This is a genomic window from Siphonobacter sp. SORGH_AS_1065, from assembly GCF_030818595.1.
Lineage (GTDB): Bacteria > Bacteroidota > Bacteroidia > Cytophagales > Spirosomataceae > Siphonobacter.
Genome location: NZ_JAUTAM010000005.1, coordinates 15757 through 33958 on the forward strand (window position 1 = coordinate 15757; position 18202 = coordinate 33958).

Annotated in this window: 15 protein-coding genes; 5 read left to right on the forward strand and 10 right to left on the reverse strand. The window is 41.7% G+C overall.

Annotated elements, in window-relative coordinates:
• Positions 1–172: 172 nt before the first annotated feature.
• Complete coding sequence (locus tag QE390_RS20415) at positions 173–1504, reverse strand: DEAD/DEAH box helicase (RefSeq protein WP_307143574.1); 1332 nt, start codon at positions 1502–1504, stop codon at positions 173–175.
• 59 nt (positions 1505–1563) lie between these two features.
• On the opposite strand from QE390_RS20415, the gene QE390_RS20420 reads away from it, so the two are divergent.
• A complete protein-coding gene (locus QE390_RS20420; protein WP_307143575.1) occupies positions 1564–1995 on the forward strand; it encodes a DUF6526 family protein in 432 nt (143 codons plus the stop codon).
• A 56-nt stretch (positions 1996–2051) separates the two neighbouring features.
• On the opposite strand, the gene QE390_RS20425 is transcribed toward QE390_RS20420, so the two are convergent.
• The 3 genes from QE390_RS20425 to QE390_RS20435 all read right to left on the reverse strand — a co-directional run bounded on the left by QE390_RS20425 (position 2052) and on the right by QE390_RS20435 (position 5146).
• The gene (locus QE390_RS20425; protein WP_307143576.1) at positions 2052–2624 is read right to left on the reverse strand and encodes a YceI family protein; all 573 of its coding nucleotides are present in this window, start codon (positions 2622–2624) and stop codon (positions 2052–2054) included.
• 94 nt (positions 2625–2718) lie between these two features.
• The gene (locus QE390_RS20430) at positions 2719–3255 is read right to left on the reverse strand and encodes a YceI family protein (RefSeq protein WP_307143577.1); all 537 of its coding nucleotides are present in this window, start codon (positions 3253–3255) and stop codon (positions 2719–2721) included.
• Positions 3256–3967: 712 nt separating this feature from the next.
• Positions 3968–5146, reverse strand: coding sequence for a DUF1343 domain-containing protein (locus QE390_RS20435; protein ID WP_307143578.1), 1179 nt, complete (start codon positions 5144–5146; stop codon positions 3968–3970).
• Between the two features lie 112 nt (positions 5147–5258).
• Between QE390_RS20435 and QE390_RS20440 the strand changes: the two genes are divergently transcribed.
• A complete protein-coding gene (locus tag QE390_RS20440; protein ID WP_307143579.1) occupies positions 5259–5693 on the forward strand; it encodes a GNAT family N-acetyltransferase in 435 nt (144 codons plus the stop codon).
• Between the two features lie 9 nt (positions 5694–5702).
• Positions 5703–6710 (forward strand): hypothetical protein, encoded by a 1008-nt coding sequence (locus QE390_RS20445; RefSeq protein ID WP_307143580.1) that lies wholly within the window; start codon positions 5703–5705, stop codon positions 6708–6710.
• 37 nt (positions 6711–6747) lie between these two features.
• On the opposite strand, the gene QE390_RS20450 is transcribed toward QE390_RS20445, so the two are convergent.
• The 3 genes from QE390_RS20450 to QE390_RS20460 form a co-directional block, all read right to left on the reverse strand.
• Positions 6748–8295, reverse strand: a complete 1548-nt coding sequence (locus tag QE390_RS20450) for a glycoside hydrolase family 43 protein (protein ID WP_307143581.1) — start codon at positions 8293–8295, stop codon at positions 6748–6750.
• 507 nt (positions 8296–8802) lie between these two features.
• Positions 8803–9399 carry a hypothetical protein gene (locus QE390_RS20455; protein WP_307143582.1) on the reverse strand — a complete coding sequence of 199 codons (597 nt, stop codon included), beginning with the start codon at positions 9397–9399 and terminating at the stop codon, positions 8803–8805.
• A gap of 158 nt (positions 9400–9557) precedes the next feature.
• Positions 9558–10004, reverse strand: a complete 447-nt coding sequence (locus QE390_RS20460) for a hypothetical protein (protein ID WP_307143583.1) — start codon at positions 10002–10004, stop codon at positions 9558–9560.
• A gap of 1142 nt (positions 10005–11146) precedes the next feature.
• Between QE390_RS20460 and QE390_RS20465 the strand changes: the two genes are divergently transcribed.
• Positions 11147–11557 (forward strand): response regulator, encoded by a 411-nt coding sequence (locus QE390_RS20465; protein ID WP_307143584.1) that lies wholly within the window; start codon positions 11147–11149, stop codon positions 11555–11557.
• A gap of 412 nt (positions 11558–11969) precedes the next feature.
• Here the strand turns inward: QE390_RS20465 and QE390_RS20470 are convergent, their stop codons facing one another.
• From QE390_RS20470 to QE390_RS20480, 3 genes are all read right to left on the reverse strand, one after another.
• Complete coding sequence (locus tag QE390_RS20470) at positions 11970–13136, reverse strand: S41 family peptidase (RefSeq protein ID WP_307143585.1); 1167 nt, start codon at positions 13134–13136, stop codon at positions 11970–11972.
• A gap of 57 nt (positions 13137–13193) precedes the next feature.
• The gene (locus QE390_RS20475) at positions 13194–13943 is read right to left on the reverse strand and encodes a porin family protein (protein ID WP_307143586.1); all 750 of its coding nucleotides are present in this window, start codon (positions 13941–13943) and stop codon (positions 13194–13196) included.
• A 258-nt stretch (positions 13944–14201) separates the two neighbouring features.
• Positions 14202–15329: an ATP-binding protein gene (locus QE390_RS20480; RefSeq protein WP_307143587.1), complete on the reverse strand. Its 1128-nt coding sequence runs from the start codon at positions 15327–15329 to the stop codon at positions 14202–14204.
• Between the two features lie 685 nt (positions 15330–16014).
• Between QE390_RS20480 and QE390_RS20485 the strand changes: the two genes are divergently transcribed.
• The gene (locus tag QE390_RS20485) at positions 16015–18072 is read left to right on the forward strand and encodes a prolyl oligopeptidase family protein (RefSeq protein WP_307143588.1); all 2058 of its coding nucleotides are present in this window, start codon (positions 16015–16017) and stop codon (positions 18070–18072) included.
• Positions 18073–18202: the final 130 nt, after the last annotated feature.

Below are 18202 nucleotides of genomic sequence, written 5' to 3' on the forward strand. Positions count from 1 at the left end.
ATATGGATAGCCCCAGGCTGGATAGCCCCGGATGTTAATCCGGGGTTCCTTATAGATAGACCCTCCGCCCTGGCTGGTGTCTTCACCAGCCATAACTAAAAGCATAATGATTGGTAAGCACACCAACTAGGGCGGAGAATCATGAAGCCAAAACAACAAGACAATATAAAATCTAATTATTCTTACGCGTCTTCTTGATAGGTCTGCCGTATTTTTTCATCATTTCAGCCGCGTGATTTCTACGAACGTTAACCTTTGAATTTTTGGCCGATTTTTCATGAAACGCCGCTCCGACAGAATCGCGGGGTGTAAGTTTGGGTTCGATAATCTTATGCGGATTCACCGGACGTTCGTCAGAGCGAAGCAAAGTAGAAACTTCCACTTCTTCCGGGAACGGTAACATCGGAATTTCCTGATTCATCAGCGATTCAATGGCCTGCTGATACTCTTTTTCAGATTCAGTAATAAACGTAATGGAAACCCCTTTCTGATCCACCCGACCAGTCCGGCCAATGCGGTGAATATACGTTTCTGGTAACTCTGGCGTGTCGATGTTGATGACATGTGAAACCTCGGCCACGTCAAGACCCCGGGCAATTAAATCCGTTGCAATCAGAATCCGAATTTCCCCCGTCTTGAATCGCTGAACCGTCTGAAAGCGATTATTCTGAGCTTTGTTAGAATGAATTACGCCTACCTCGTTAGGAAACTTGGAATCCAGTTGCTCAAAAAGCTGATCGGCTTCAGCTTTGGTTTCGATGAAAACCATTACTTTACTAAACGTGGCTTTATCCTGAAGCAACCATTCCAGTAAGTTAAGTTTGGTATGGAAGTTTGGCACTTCATACGCCTGTTGCTGAATGTTATCCAACGGCGTTCCCACCGGAGCCGCTTCCACCCGAATTGGATTAGTAAAAAAGGTATGAATCAGGTCTTCTACTTCTTCCGTAATCGTAGCCGAGAATAACAGGTTTTGTCGCTTGGCAGGCAGAGAGTCCAGAATGGTCGTTAGTTGAGAACGGAAACCCAGGTTAAGCATTTCATCCATCTCATCAATCACCAGACGCTTAATGGTTTTTCCCTTTAGGGTGCCATTGGATAATAAATCGATTAAGCGACCGGGTGTGGCTACCAGCACGTCAGCACCCTGTTTGATTTCAGCTACGTGGGTTTTCAGGTTTACACCACCAAATACACCCACCACCCGAAGGGTTAGGTACGTACTCATTTTTTCAATCGTTTCCACCACCTGAGCCACTAGTTCACGCGTGGGAACGAGAATGAGTAACTGTGGTAACCGATCCTTCGAAAACTGGTATTGCCGTAAGCATGGCAGCACATAGGCCAGCGTTTTACCCGTGCCGGTCTGGGCAATACCGCATACGTCGGCCCCCGACATTACTACCGAGAATACCTTTTGCTGAATGGGGGTAGGGGTCGTATAACCCAAATCATTCAGGGCATTCAGCAGGGGTTTATTTAAATTAAGCTCGTCAAAAGTCATCGTCTTAGATCTGGTATTGCTTTTTCACAGGTTTGCCAACGCTGCTACCAAGAATTCGTATGAAAACACAAAACTACAAAAACCACGTCCAGTATTACCCGCCTCATCATTTTGTATTTTATCCCGTCGTCCTTTTTCTGATGGGAGTGGGCCTATACATGAGTATCACGGAACATTCCTTTCTCTGGGGTTTTGTCACCACTCAGGTGGCAGTTATTACCTGGCTTGCCTTTATGCTTCGACAGCACTATGCCCTGGGAAATCAGGATCGGATCGTCAGACTGGAAATGCGATTGCGGTACTACATGCTGACCCACGAATCGTTCGAGTCTTTTGAAAGTCAGCTTAGCATCCAGCAAATAGCAGCCCTCCGCTTTGCTTCTGATGAAGAACTGGTGCCTTTACTAAAGAGAGCCATTCGGGAAAACCTTTCACCCGATCAGATCAAACGCTCCATTCAGAACTGGCAGGCCGACGAGATGCGGCTATAAAAAAATAGACCGGCCTGAAACGCCGGTCTATTGTAAGTCTATAGGTAGGAGACTAATTATTCCTTACCGAATTCGCCGTCAGCAACGATGTTTACTTCATCGCTAACCACGGTATTGGGGAAATTCGAGCCGATTCCAAAATCACTACGTTTAATTGTTCCCGTTACCCGAAAACCAGCTCCTGGTTTTTTACTCATAGGATTCGTAATCGTTCCGCGGTACCAAACGTCCAGTGTCACGGGTTTAGTTACTCCGTGGAGTGTCAAATCGCCCGTTACTTTGTATTTATTAGCACCTGCTTTTTTCACAGAAGTGCTTTTAAACGTTAACGTCGAGAATTTGGCGGCATCAAAGAAATCAGGCGATTTCAGGTGCTCGTCACGCTTGTCAACGCCCGTATTAACCGAAGCTGTCTGACCCGTAAAGTCAAATTTAGCGTCGCTAAAATCAGGCTTTTCCGCCGTCACCGTCGCATCAAAATCAGTGAACGCACCAGAAACGGTAGAGATACCTAAGTGCGTAACATCGAATTTCAATTGGGCGTGAGCTTTATCCATTTTCCAGACAGTCTGAGCCATACCAGAATAAGACAAAGCAACAAAAAGAAGGGCAAAAGTGAGCTTTTTCATGTGTATTAGAGTTTTGTGTTTCAAGTTTTGGGTTTTGAGTTTAGTATTTTGGTAACATTAACTCTGAACACTAAACCCAAAACTCTGAACAATTTTATGCTTTCGCCAATTGGATATTAGCAATTAATTTAATGTCTTCTCCTAAAGCCAGTCCGCCGGTCTCCGTTAAAGCGTTATAGGTTAATCCAAATTCTTTACGGTTGACAACGCCCGTTACTTCAAAACCCACCTTCGTATTACCGTAAGCATCTTTCGCTGTTCCACCGTATTCGGCAGTTACTTCGATAGGCTTAGTAACGCCTTTCATGGTTAAGTTACCGGCTACTTTGTAAGTATCACCTTTCGCTTTTTCTACAGAAGTAGAGGTAAACGTAATTTTTGGGAATTGAGGAGCGTCGAAAAAATCACCGTTACGAAGGTGCTCGTCACGCTGAGGCTGATTGGTATCGATGCTGTCTACATCTAAAGCAAACTCAATGCTTGAACCTGAAAAATCATTCGAGTCAGCAGGAACCGTAGCTTCACCATTAAACGAATTAAAAGAACCCGTCACGGTTGAAATAACCAGGTGCTTGATTTTAAACTGTACTTCTGAGTGAGTAGGATCAACGATCCATTTCGTAGTAGACATACAAAAAAGAATTTAATGAATTTGTGAAGACGACAGATAATAATGTGTTTCGAGAGGTTAAACTAGAGAGCAAATAGAATGGTTCAAAAATATATGTATATACATTAAATATTTTTATATGTGATTTTATAACGTTTTTATTACGTTATTATATTAAATAATATATTACTAATTATATCCACTTATTTCAATATATATGAAAAAAACCAGTAAGCCTCCCGACCACTGGTTCTTGCATAATTCTTAGATAACTACTAGCGGAGTTCTATAAACGTCTTACGACAGTTCAGACACAGATGATACCGTGTGTTTAGAAAAAACAATGAGTATTTAACTAACAATGGGCGGCGGCGTCTTTCCGTATCTTTTGAACGGCAATGAGGGCAAGAGCCAGTTTTAGAAATGAAAGCCATAGTTTTATTAAAAGGACAATGAGTAAACCTTTCTGAGCAAACCAAAAGAAAGGGAGTGGTTAATTCTACTATGACAAAATTGATTCCTAAAACGCCCTGAACGCTATCATATACGTTTCATTTTCTATGAACGTTGTTACATACCTGCGATTTTACCATTTGTTAATATATTGACTTTCAATAGATTGCTCCTATAAAAGAGGTAACAAGCAATATTTTACAGCCTGAAACCCCGGTTGTTATATAACAAATGTGATAATTCTATAAACCAACAGTATAGCAAAACTTACAAATGATCATCAAGGATATAAAAGATACTTCTTCCGTAGTTGTCTAAACGTCGTAAGGCCCGGTTCCCAACTCTGGCGAATTTCAGCTTCGCTTTTTCCGTCGATGATTTGCTGACGCAGATTTCTGTTTCCAGCAAGTTTATCGAAGTCGCCCATTTGAGCACTCTGGCTTCGGTCAAAAAAACGAGCTTTGTCTGGATACGCTTTGTATAATTCCAGGATCCATTGAAGATTCAACTGTCCCTTTGCCCGCAGGGATCTGAGGTCTACTTTTCTTAAATCCAATCCATAACAATCCTGGTTCTGATGCAGGGGTGTTTCGCTCATACCGGGAATGCTTACGGGACGAAAACTGAAAGCATACTGCCCTTTTAAAGCCGGAGCTCCCAGTACTGTAAAAGGCATGTACGTACCTCGACCCTGACTGATGATGGTACCTTCAAACCAGCAAATGCTGGGATATAAAAGAATGGATTGCTGACTGTTGAGATTAGGGGAGGGAAACACGGGTAACTCGTAAGGTTGATCATGCGAGTAATTGGCCACTTTGATAATCTTCAATTGACACGTTCTTTTGTTTTCCAGCCAGCCTTCGCCGTTAAGCATCTGAGCGAACTCGGCTATCGTCATCCCGTGAGCAATAGGAATACGGTGCATGCCAATACCTGAATGAAGGTCATCTTCCAGAATCGGACCATCCACCAAATACCCATTAGGATTGGGTCGATCCAGAATCATTAATTCTTTTTTATGCTCCGCACAGGATTCCATTACCCGGTGCAAGGTATTGATATAGGTGTAAAAACGGGCTCCTACATCCTGAATATCGTAAACGACCAGATCAATATCGGCTAAATCTTCGGCTAGCGGCTTCTTTCTTTTCCCGTACAGCGAAAGCACCTGTACGCCCGTTTTCTCATCGATGGCATCGGCTACTTTGGCACCATTGCTGGCATTGCCCCGAAAGCCATGTTCTGGACCAAAAATCCGAACGACTTTTACGCCCAGTGAAAGCAGGCTATCCACGCTCGCTTTTTTTCCAATGATCGAGGTTTGGTTCACCACCAGAGCAACCCGTTTTCCTTTCAGATAGGGAACGTAGGTTTCCGTTTGATCGGCTCCGGTTATGATCTGGGCTTTTGCCAAAAAGGCACATCCTACGATCAGGCATACAATTAGGCTACGCATAAGGTAAAGCATCGGCAGAGGTATCGTTGTTCATGAATTAGAATCTGAATCTAGCAGAAAATTTAGTATGAATTGGACTACTTTTGCAGAAAAGGCTCAAGTCCACGTCCTTATGCATGCTTCCAATATACAAATCCAGGCTATCGCTCCCGAACTAACCTATGAGTTACGCCATCAGGTTCTATGGCCCGACCGACCGATCACTTACGTGATACTCGAAGAAGATTTTGAAGGTCTGCACTACGGAGCCATTCAAAACGATCAAGTAATGGGCGTTATTTCCGTTTTTCAGGATGGCGAGAAATACCGATTTCGAAAATTTGCGGTTCACCCCAATCATCAGGGCAAGGGCGTAGGTTCGGCCTTACTTCGACACGTCATTAAGGAAATGTATGGGCGGTCCGTCCCGCAACTGTGGTGTGACGCCCGCGTAACGGCCATCCCCTTTTACGAACGCTTCGGCATGAAACCCGGAGGAGCAATCTTTTATAAAGGCGAAATTGCTTACACTCGCTTCGTGCTGGATCTGAATACGCATGTTCTGTAAACGAATCGTATGCCCAACCCAAAAAAGTTCTTACTCATTGCTCCCTGGGATTATCAGTTGTATCGGGTCATTGAAAAAAACCTGATTCACCTGGGGTACGAGGTTACCGTTGTTCATAATAATCTGTATCCACCTGAAAAGAAAAGTGTATTTCAAAAAGTTAGTTACTTCTTTAGCAAGGCCTTTTCAAAGCATGATAATGAGGCCGAAAAAACTGAGTTTTCTACCCAAAAAAGAATGGCTTTAGTAAAAAGCCAGCGGCGATATGCAGTAACGCTCGTCATTCGTCCCGACCTTTTTTCGGAGGATTTACTCAAAGTAGCCAAACACCGGAGCCGACAGTTTCTTTCCTTTTTTTACGATGGACTAAAAGCTAATCCACAGGTGCTTTCCAAAGTCTCTTTATTTGATCGGTTTTTCGTTTTTGATCGTAGCGATGTACAGACTTTTCGGGAATACGGGGTTCGGTACGCCCCTAATTTTTACTTCGATTACCCGGAGTTGATGCAAAGGAATAAAGTCCTGAATCAGGGGTATAAAATTTATTACATCAGTTCGTATCATCCTTCCCGCATCGATATTATTCAGTCGCTCTATCGATTCATTACTCAAAAACTAAGTCCCGTTCGTTTTGATTTGGTGTATCCTAAGCAGGATGAAGATAAAATTCCCCTTTTCGTCAAACGACACTTCAATTGTTTTCATACCATTGTTCCCTACGAAGAACAACTACAGTTGATTAAAGACACAGAAATTATTCTGGATTTTAAAATGGACATACACGCCGGGTTTTCCTTCCGAATTTTTGATGGAATCAAGCTACAGAAGAAGGTTATTACTACAAATCCGATGGTTATTCACGAAGACTTTTACCATCCGAATAACTTTTTCGTACTCACCAGTGAAAATGAAGCTGAACTAGATGCCTTTTTAAAGACCCCTTATGAGGTATTGCCCGAAGAAATTAGAATAAAGTATAGTTTTAGTCATTGGCTTCGCATGATTACGGAACAATAAAAAACGCCTGAACATCTATTCAGGCGTCTTCTAAGGGCTATTGGTAGTGTAAATCGAAAAAATTAAAGAGAGCCGGTGCCGTTATGGCCCCTTGCTGTAATACGCCGGGCCGGGGGCTTCGGTCCCAGGGAGGCAGAAATTCTCCGTTATAGAGAGAGTCTTGTATTGGGAGTTCTTTCCAGGTTTTGCTTTTTTGTCGCCAGTAGAACCGAAGTTCAGCACCTTTTTTTACGGTCATTTTTAGCTCGACAGGCTCGTTACTTACCAGCTTTTCCTGACGAAGTACCGATCTTTTATCTTTCTTCACTTCCCAAACTTCTACAGTCCGATCCTTCACGCCAATGCCTACCGCCTGTGCAGCATCACCGTAAAGCACCAGACTTTTCAGACTGGCGTTCTGATTCATTACCTCAGTACTAATTTCATAGTCTCCTTTCAGTGGACGGATGGTCATGGCTGTTCCAGTCAGGTTTGTTTGTAGGGTCTTCCCAGCTAGTGACAACTGTCCTTTACTCAATTGAACCTCGGGCTCAGCATGGCGAAAATCCCACTGCCACTGGCCAGACAAAGACGTTCCTGAAAAATCATCTTTAAAGTTAGCAATAGCCTTCGCCTTCTCGCCCAACGGTTTTACCTGCGGCCAGCCGGTTTCTGAATCCCAAATTACTTCTCCCAACATTCCTTGCCGACCCGTGTATACATCATCCGCTTTGCTGTACGCGTGATAGAGGTAATAATCTTTCCCTTCCCTGGAAGTGACCAGCGTGCCGTGGCCCGTACATTTCCACTCGTCGGTTTCGGCTAGCAAGGGGTTCCCTTCAAAACGGGTATAGGGTCCCTGAATGGATGCCGAACGAGCCACTTCTACCTTATAATTACAACCGCGGCCACAGCAATTACCAGGTGAGTAAAACAGGTAGTAATACTGATTACGCTTTACCAGACACTGGCCTTCCAGCCCTTCTTTCTGATCATCCCGGAGTAATGTAAAAGGTTCGCCCTCCAGCTTCAAGCCATCGTCTGAAAGCTTGCTACCTAGAATTTCAATGGGTCGCTGATCGAGACCGTAGGCTTTCCAGGTAATATATTGCTGGCCCTTATCTTCAATAATGAAAGCATCAATGGCTTCTTTTCCATATTCCAGTATAATCCCGCGATCTGTAAACCCCTGAGCCGGGTTACGAGACGTCGCTACGCCAATGCAGGAAATTCCGTCGCTTTTTTTGCGAGCTACATAATAAACGTAGTACGTACCCTTGCGGTAATAAAGCTCGGGGGCCCAGAAAGAAGCCGAGGCCCAGGAAGGCGTTTGCGGAAAAACATAACCTATGGATTTCCAATGAATCAGATCAGTAGATTGATACAAAGGAAAATGGGGAGCCCATTCAGAGGATGTTCCAGTAGCATAATACGTGTCGCCTACACGAATGACCGAAGGATCAGCAAAGTCGCCGGGAATGACGGGATTTTCCTGCCGTTGGTTACTGTCTTTTTTTGTGGTAATGGAAACTTTTGCCCAAGCATTTCCTGCATTCAGAAAAGAAACCAGCAAAATAGATACGAACAGAGAGAAAAAGAGTTTCATGCAAGAGGTGAAGTGTGGAATCAATGGATTCCCATAGACAAGACATTCTTGCAGTAAAAGCGGCTAATCCCTAGAAAAAACTCTTTACCAGGGTAAAAAAGTTAAAGTTTATACGACTTCTCTAGCCATTCCCCTACGAAAATGTATTCATTCAGTAGATGGATAGGATTAAATCTTTATACATGACTAGGTTGGCCTAATTGTATCTTTAGCTAAAAATCAATAATATAAGTATTAATGACCAAATTTGTATACGATATTTCTGTTTATTTACTAATTGATAGTTTAATTCAAAATTAAACTTACTAATCAACTACCATTATATTAATGATATTATACCTATAAATAATAATCAATGAATGTTAGAGTTTAACTATTTTTATACTGAAATCTAAGGATCATTCTATAAACCTAAGACTTGCAACCATTTTGGTATTAAGTAAAAGATATATAAATATCTTATTTGAATAAACAGCGTATAGATTTGTTTAAATTCCATTAATGCAGTTAATCTGTAACAGAGATATTTACAATCATATTATTAGCGTCAAGTAAAATTTCGAATATCAAATCAAGATTAGTAGACCCATTCATTACGTAATAGTAGACATTAGACCAATAATTTTTGCCACGCGAAGAACCAGTACCTTCCTGCAATTGGTAATTTAATATAAACCTTCCCATTTCATGGCGTGGTGGCTCACCAGGGCCACGTGGTATAACAACCTCTTTAATCACACTGAAATCTGTTACTTTAAATGTTTGACCATGAATGGTACCTACACTTATAGAGGAATCGTTGATTTCATAACTATCAAGTTTACTCTTATAGAAGTATAGCTTGTTAAGGCCATAGGTGTATACTTTCACTGTAATCTCAGGATGTTCCCAGTATTCGTCAGCTATTGAATTTGGATTCCCCAAAACCTGCAAAGCTTTAGAAGTAGGCTCACCTAGCATGAGACCAATACTTGTATTGCCAGGTTTCATAAGTGCAATTGCTTTTTTCTGAATTTGATTACTCGTTTGAGCTATAGCCGCTTGAAGAGAAAAAAGTCCTAAAACAGTGATCAAATAAACTATCAGTGGTATGAATTTCTTCATTTTGAAAGTTTTTAATATAATTATGGGGTCTCTATTTTAGACGTTATACTTACTAGTAGTTAGTAAGCGGAGTTTTGCCTTGTATATACAGTTAGGAATATGAAGTTTTAATCTTGACTTTTATAAAAGTTTAGCTAGGCACCAGTAAAGAATAAAATTTAAAATATACTTTTATTCTTTACTAAATTTATTTCATTAGTTAACTTGACTGCGTAAAACTGAGAATCTTTCCCAAGTTGTTTAAACCAGTTATCTTTAATAATTAGCTTGAAATTATAATTTTCTTCGTCTTTAAAAATCATATTATAATTCCCATAAAATGTAGTCATTAGTACTTTGTCAAATAATTCTATATTTTTTCTTTTAGTTTTCATAGCATTTTCAATGTAAATAAAACTATTATCGTAGTATATGAAATAGGTTTTTAAATTTTTTTTTAAAAACCACACAGATATTAATGATACTAAAATCCATACATACAAAGTATTAACATTAAAATCAAATACTAATGTTAGTAATATAATCAATTGTATTATACTAAATAATATTATTAATATTTTTTGAAAAACTATTGTGTCTTTGCTACTAATTTCGTTCTTAATCATTAGTCTTAGTTTTGAATGTCATTCTTAATTTTATATTGTTGTTAAATAAGCTTCTATTTTGTTTTAAGATGTAACTCAGAGCGATAAGTAAATGTTAATATATGACTAATATCAGTTATATAGTAACATTATTTATCCTTATATCACCATGCGAGCTTAAAATACAGAACAGTTAAACTTTCTCTTTTATTCATTTGCCTTCTGTCCTTTAGCCTTTTATCTTTCTTATTGGTAATGCTTCACTAAATACAGAATGACGACCGTTCTTTATAACTCTAAAAGTTCTATTCCTTATCCTCGGTATTTTTTAATGATAGCATCAATCGCTCTTTAGATAAGAGCTAGCCATGTGGCCGTAGCTTTGAAAAATAATCCCAGAATTAAACATGATATCTTGGTGAACTATTTTATCATAAATTTCTTCTTTATCAATTATCTTAATTAAATCTCCTCGATTATGCTAATTGACAACTATGTACCACCCATATTCATCACCCATTGCAACATATGGACTGAAAACTTCGGGAATTTTTCCCAAGAATCCTCGAAGATAGTCCATGCAGAAAATTCTGGCGTATTCTGTATTACATCCAGTAACAAATCTTTTTCGGTGAGCATTTTCTGTGTCTTTCATTGTTCATTCACTAATATACATAAGGCTATCAATAAATGAACTGTCAAGTTCTTCTAGGAGTATATAATCTGCTCTATAACTTTGATTATGTTAAGTAATTATCCTATACGCTCTTGCATTTCCTTCAACCATTGACCGTGATCCATTATAAATCTTTAGTAGTTATTGTACTAATCCAAAGTTAAGTATAGGCGTAAACAGAAACTGTACTCTCTTGCTAATGTGTATTAGTAAGCTACCCGAGCTGAATTCATCTTAATGCATGTAAGTCATTGATTACAGGTTATTTACTTAATCATTGAATCCTATTTCCTTCACTATCAGATTATTATCTATAACTAAATTTTCATTTTATACCTATAGAAAACTTATTTTTCATTATTATCGTATTTTAGATAACAATCAGATACCTAATCTAAATCATTGTTCGCTACGTTGAATCTGTCTCCTGGCTCCCGGAATTTGGATCATGTTGTATCGCAGCGTTTATCAAATTGTTAACCCGTTCATGTCCAATTCTCCGTTATTATTAGTTGTTGAAGATGATGAAGATGACCGCGAATTTCTCCAGTCAGTGGTAGAAAAGTCGGATCATCCCTGTGAGCTAATCTTTGCTCATGATGGGCAGCATGCTCTGGAAATACTCAGGGATTTGTCTCCCCAGATGATTATCACTGATATTAACATGCCTCGAATGAACGGACTGGAGCTACTTGAGAGGCTTCGTTCCATGCAACAGTGGCTTCATATTCCTGTTCTGTTTCTGACTACTTCACAGGGCGAAGAAACGGTAAAAGAAGCTTACCTACAGGGAGCAAACAGCTACATTACCAAGCCAAGCACCCAGGATGGTCTTGTACTTATTTGGGATCAGATCTATCGGTATTGGATTGAATTAAATAAAACTGCTTTTAATTAAACGTATACTATCAATCGTTTCTATTCACGGGGAGCACTGATGGTACAGACTCGGTAACTTTTTGCAAGTATAAAAACGCTTACCTGTATATTGTCGTCGGTACTAAAAGCGTACGCAGAAAAATAGGTAATTGGGTATATACAAACAAAAATCCTCTACCGAATCGAGTCAGTAGAGGATTATAAAGCTAAAGGTGTTCCAATAAATTTGTATTAACTAAAAGCCATAACGTAAACTCAACGGGAATTGGTATGGGTTCCCGGCCCACGTTGAAGCTATTTAGATTATAAATTCTCTACTGTCAACAGATTAGTAGAGGAAAGCACCTGACTGTTAGCTTACATTTTGTAGTGTCGTTCCGCTTTTCCGCCATTTGGGGCCTGAAGGCGTTTTGAATAGGCTATCTTTATCTCTATTGCATGACAGCCGAAATAGCCCGCTCCAATTGATTGTCCCTACCCGACTGAAACGAGGGTACGTTCAGAGTAGCGGTGATATCCGGCGGAAATCCCACACCTTCGTAAATCACTCCATCTTTGTAGCGTAACATCTGGGAAGAGGTATATACGAGGTCAAATAAGGCCGTTGAGAATTGTCCGCCGTTGTAAAAAACTTTGGATGTTAGAGGCCCGTTAGCTCCCCAGGTTCGTTCACCAACAACGCGACCATTCCCATTCGGAAGAGCTTTGACCGCCATCGCCGTAATTTCAGCCATACTTACTGAATATTGATCGGTAATAACCACTACGGGCTTGGTGAATAACTTTGCCCCTGTTTTGGGCGTTACTTTCGCATCAATCCAGGGCGTATAGTCCAATCGACCGGGGCCGCCTTTCGAACGGGTCGCTCCGAAGGTATAGGCTTTATCGGTAAAGGCTCCCATCAGGAAATTCAAATCCGAAAGATTACCGCCTCCATTGCCCCGAAGATCTAGAATGACTCCGGTAAGTGAATTGTCATTCAGGGCATTGAAGAAGTATTGCAGGACCTGACGTTCTGCTAGTTTTCCGTTTTCAAAACGATCCTTGAGATTGAATTCTGAGAAGTGGAAGTATAAAATACTATTACTGATTTTACCCGAAACCATGACCGTACCCGCCGTGCTATCTATAGTTCTTAACCCATTGCTACCCAGGTAATAAGGATAAACGTAATTGTAGTAATATCGCTCGGAAATGCCGGGGTGAAAATCCGGACGCTTCTGAATTCGCTTGTAAGCCGGACTAATCGTGGCCGAATCCAGTAAAGCATTATTACTCGGAACCAAGGCGTAATGAGAGTCAACCAGATTAGCCGTCATTTCACGGTAATAGGTATAAGCCTTACGGATGTCGGTATCTTTATTAATGTTAAGCTGGGCAAAAAGAGGTTTATACTTTCTATAAATGGCATCCCAATCCGTAGGATCAATGTCCCAGAATACATAGTTGCTGTTCATGCCATTCCAGAAGGCTTCAAACTCCTCGCTGAAACTGCCTACCACATACTGTTCAGGTTGCTCCAGGTCGGGCAGTTCTTTCTGGCAAGAGACAACGCCCATCACCAGCAGGGCGGCTATTAACGAATAAATAAGTTTCATAACTATCTTATGATAAGCTATTTACGAGATATGATAACTCATAAAGAGCAGAAGTCACTAATTGGATGAAGTGGATTTTTTAGGCTTTTTAGCAAACTGATACAAACAACCAATCTGAGCCGTGTACGTCTGATTATACCGCGGAATCTGATTAATCATATAGTTTTTCTGCTGATCGGTAATGGACTGGTAATAACGCCCTTCCACAAAGAACTGATACTTTTTATACTGATAACTCACGCCAACGCCAGTCAGCCAACCCAGCTCCAGACGGTTATCTTTGCGTTCGTCAAAGGTGTAGGGTTCGTTGTAAGAATAGCCGTTCTTCAGTTCCAGGTAACGGTCATATTCCTGGGTATCCGAGCTTGATTCGATGTCAGAAAAAATATTAGCCTGTACACCTTTGATCCGACCCATGCTCCAGTAAGAAGCATAACCTCCAAGATTAAGAAATCCTTTGAGCTTTTCGCCCCCAAAAGTAAAGCGGCCCATTAATGGGAGTTGAACGTACGAATTGATGTTCTTCTGATAAATTCCTTCAAAAAACTGCGTCCGCTTTAGCTCGTAATTTTTTTGGATAAACTGCGGATCGGCCTGAATGGAAAACCAATCTTTAACTTTATACTGAACGGGAATTCCGACGGAGAAGCCATTCTGCGGGACATACTTGGTAAAAGACAGAGCACCCACATTGGTGTAGAGAGCATTTTGATTGTAACCGCCTTCGATTCCCACCGACCACTGGGCATAACCAGGAAGAGCGAAAACCCACATCAAAAAGATAAGGCCCGTAAATTTGTTTTTCATGAAATACGTACTGACGTTTATTAAAAATCGAACTTATTATAAGTCCCACTTTCAAAGCTAGAACAAGTAATTAGTTTAAAGACTGTTTATTTATAAAACGGTCAAAGAATTGTTTTTACTTTTTTAGTAAGCGGAACCTTTCTGTCCTAAAACGTCAGGACCTTGTATTTGTTTGATATCTTTTTTGAAGCAGGATCTAGTACGCTGTTTTCTATACGTTCTTAATGAAAAGTACGATGAATCTTTTGGAGTTATGGATTAAACAATTCCGACAAAAGCATCGAAGTTTTCCCGACTAATTACGTCAGCCGTTTCGGGTTTATAACTTTCCAGAAAGGTGCTTGAAAAACGGGCTTTTGCTTTAGGGTTCCATTTAAATTCATACGCCCGAAAACTTCCGTCCTGTTCTTCGACGTAATCAATTTCCTGCTGCTGATAGGTTCGCCAGAAGTAATTCCGAGTCCATTGCTGGGTATAATGCAGATGTTTCTGACGTTCGCTTACCAGAAAATTTTCCCACAAAGCTCCCACATCACCGCGTAAGTTTAGTGGCTTGAAATCAGCCAGAATAGCATTCCGAATGCCATTATCATAAAAATATATCTTGCGGCTGCTATTAATCTCATTGCGAAGGTTTCGGCTAAGCGGCTGAAGTCGGAAAATAATGAATGCTTTCTCCAGTAGACTAATGTAACTCTCCACCGTCGCCCGGTCGATTTGTAGTAGCTGAGAAAGTTCGTTATAAGATACTTCTGAGCCTACCTGCAAAGCCAGAGCAACCAGCAATTTATCCAGTATTTCGGGCCGACGAATACCACCGAAAGTCAATAGGTCTTTGTAGAGGTAACTCGTACTGAGTTGCTGCAAAACAGCCCGTTCGTCCCCCAGGCTCGTCACTACATCGGGATACATGCCGTAGAGTAACCGCGTTTCCAGTTGTCGATGGGCTTCCAGGTAACCCGCCGAATTCGTTAGCTCGGCCCAGGAAATGGGGAACATCCGAAATTCCCATTTTCGTCCGGTCAGCGGTTCATTGATCTGATTAGCAAGTTCGAGTGAGGATGATCCGCTAACCAGTAACTGCCGTTCGGGCAATTGATCCGTTAATAATTTCAGCGTTAACCCGATATTCTGAATGCGTTGAGCCTCATCGATGAAGACGATTTTATTAGACCCCAGTATTTGCTTTAATCGACTGACATTGGCATTCTCTAACTGGCTACGCACATCGGCTTCATCGGCGTTAAGCAGTATGTAGGAACCTCTTTCTTCGCAAAGTTTCTTTAGCAAAGTTGTTTTTCCTACCTGCCGTGGTCCCAAAACGACCAGGGCTTTCCCCGTTCCCCAACGGGCATCCAATTGAGCTTCTAAAAGTCGCTTAATCATTAATTATTGCGATTGTATTCTACAAATTTAATAAAAAATATAGAATACAATCGCATAATTTTAGTGATGTTAAGTGAGTGAGTCAGAATTATGAGTCGTCTACGTTGGCATCGCGGATTTATGAGGTTTCCTAGAGTTATCACCTGGGGCTATTCGTGTTTAACTTCTCTGGAGTTGTTGGGTTCATCGTAATGCCTTCATTGTAAAACACCTTCAAACCTTTTCAAACGAATGTAACCCTTCATAATCGTTCTGATTCACGACGAATTGGAAGCCAACCCTCTGGATATTCTTTGAGTTAAGTAAGCACTTTGGTTACCTGCTCATTGTTTTTCGTCAGACGGCCAGAGGCCTACCGCTACCGGGTCACTCGGCAGAGCCGAGCGACTGCGGGAGGAGCTTTGGTCTTTTCTATTACTACATCCCGAATGTTCAAAACTTTCAGGACGTTCTTTCCTGCCGCTGCCAGCTTTTTCGCTGGCAGCATTACGTTAGGCTTGTGGGCTGCCAGCGAAAAAGCTGGCAGCGGGAAAAGCTATGTACTTGCTGGAAGAAACCGCCTGTCTTAACCTATAATCTCCGAAGACGTTTATATTTACCTGATCGATCATTTTCCATGTGTTCATAACCCATGAGACATTCCTATTGGCTTTTATCGCTAGGCCTCGCCTACGCAAGTACCTGTATGTCACAATCCCTAAATTATCCGAAAACCAGAAAAGACGACACTGTTCGTGATCAGTACTTTGGCACTTCTGTGGCTGATCCGTACCGCTGGCTTGAGAACGACACTTCTGCCGCTACCAAAGCCTGGGTTGTTGAACAAAACCGGCTTACTACGCAGTACCTGGAAAAAATTCCTTTCCGTCATACGATTAAAAAACGACTGGAAGCTCTCTGGAATTACCCTAAATACGGAGCTCCCTTTCGCATAGGTTCCTATTACTTTTTCTCCAAAAACGATGGTCTGCAAAATCAGGCAGTCATTTACTACCAGAAAGGGTTAACCTCTCAGCCTGAAGTATTTCTTGACCCGAACAAACTGTCAACCGACGGAACGGTAACGGCGGGTTTTGCGGGTTTTTCCCACGATCATAAGTACGCGGCTCTGAGCATCAACCGGGCGGGATCGGACTGGCAGGAAATGGAAGTGATGGAGATTGCGACCCGTAAAAAGACAAAAGATCAACTGAACTGGCTCAAATTCAGTGGTGCGGCCTGGTATAAAGATGGCTTTTATTACAGTCGCTACGACGAACCCAAGTCAGGAGAAGAACTTTCGGCGGCCAATCGGTTCCATAAAATCTATTACCACCGATTAGGCACGGCCCAATCAGAAGATCAGCTAGTATTTGAAGATAAGGAACATCCCTTACGGTATTTCTTTGCTCAAACCACGGAAGATGATCGCTTTCTGATCATTAATAGCTCGGAAGGAACCGACGGTTCGGAGATTTGGGTGAAGGATTTAAGTAAAGGCCAAAAAGATTTCACCCTTCTTTTTAAAGGTTTCGATCATAACTATTCTGTGATTGATAACATCGGCGGCAAATTACTCGTACATACCAATGAAAAAGCTCCGAATTATCGCATTGTCCTGGTTGATCCGTCGACGAAACAGCAACAGGATTTTGTCGCAGAAAAACCCGAAAAACTCGAATCGGCGGGTACTGGCGGGGGCAAGTTGTTTGTCAATTACCTCAAAGACGCGTCAGATCGGATTTTTCAATATGATTTAAAAAATGGGAAGCTTGACCATTCCGTCGAGTTACCCGGCCTGGGCAGTTCGAGCGGCTGGGGTGGTAATAAAGACGATAAGGAGATTTTCTATGTATTCACTTCGTTTTTATACCCGTCAACCATCTTCAAGTACACCATTGCTACGGGTAAATCAGAGCTATTCCGCAAGTCGGAAGTAAAATTCAATCCGGCTGACTACGAGACGAAACAGGTCTTTTTTCCAAGTAAGGATGGCACGAAAGTCCCCATGTTTCTGACTTACAAAAAAGGGCTGAAACTAGACGGCACCGCCCCTACCCTACTGTATGCCTACGGGGGCTTTAACGTGAGTTTGACTCCGGCGTTTAGTACTTCCAATATTATTTTACTGGAAAATGGCGGCATCTACGCTCAGGCTAACCTTCGCGGGGGTGGCGAATACGGTGAAAGCTGGCACAAGGGTGGTATGCTGGAGAAAAAACAGAACGTATTCGACGATTTCATTGCGGCGGCGGAGTATCTAGAAAAAGAAAAATACACCAGCAAAGAACGGCTGGCCATTTCAGGGGGGTCCAACGGTGGTTTGTTAGTGGGAGCGGTAATGACGCAGCGTCCTGATCTTTTCAAAGTAGCTTTTCCCGCCGTGGGAGTAATGGATATGCTTCGCTTTCACCAGTTTACGGTAGGCTGGGGTTGGGTGGTTGAGTATGGTTCCAGTGCTCAGTCGAAGGAAAGCTTTGAGAACCTGTATCGCTATTCGCCACTGCATCAATTGAAAGCAGGAACGGCGTATCCGGCCACGATGGTAACCACAGCCGACCATGACGACCGGGTAGTGCCCGCTCATAGCTTTAAGTTTGCAGCTACCTTACAGGAAAAACACCAGGGAACCAATCCAGTGCTCATTCGCATTGAAACTTCTGCCGGACATGGAGCTGGGAAACCGACTGCCAAAATCATTGAAGAACAGGCGGATAAGTGGGCTTTTATGTTCGAGAATATGGGAATAAAAACCGTTAAATAGGTTTGCTTTATTCTCTGCAAAAATACCCCTGGTCCAACAACTGGGGGTATTTTTTTACAGCATGACGTAGATTTACCACGTACCTTCGTCCGGCAGTTATTTCATAATTATCAGTTTTTATAAGTCGATT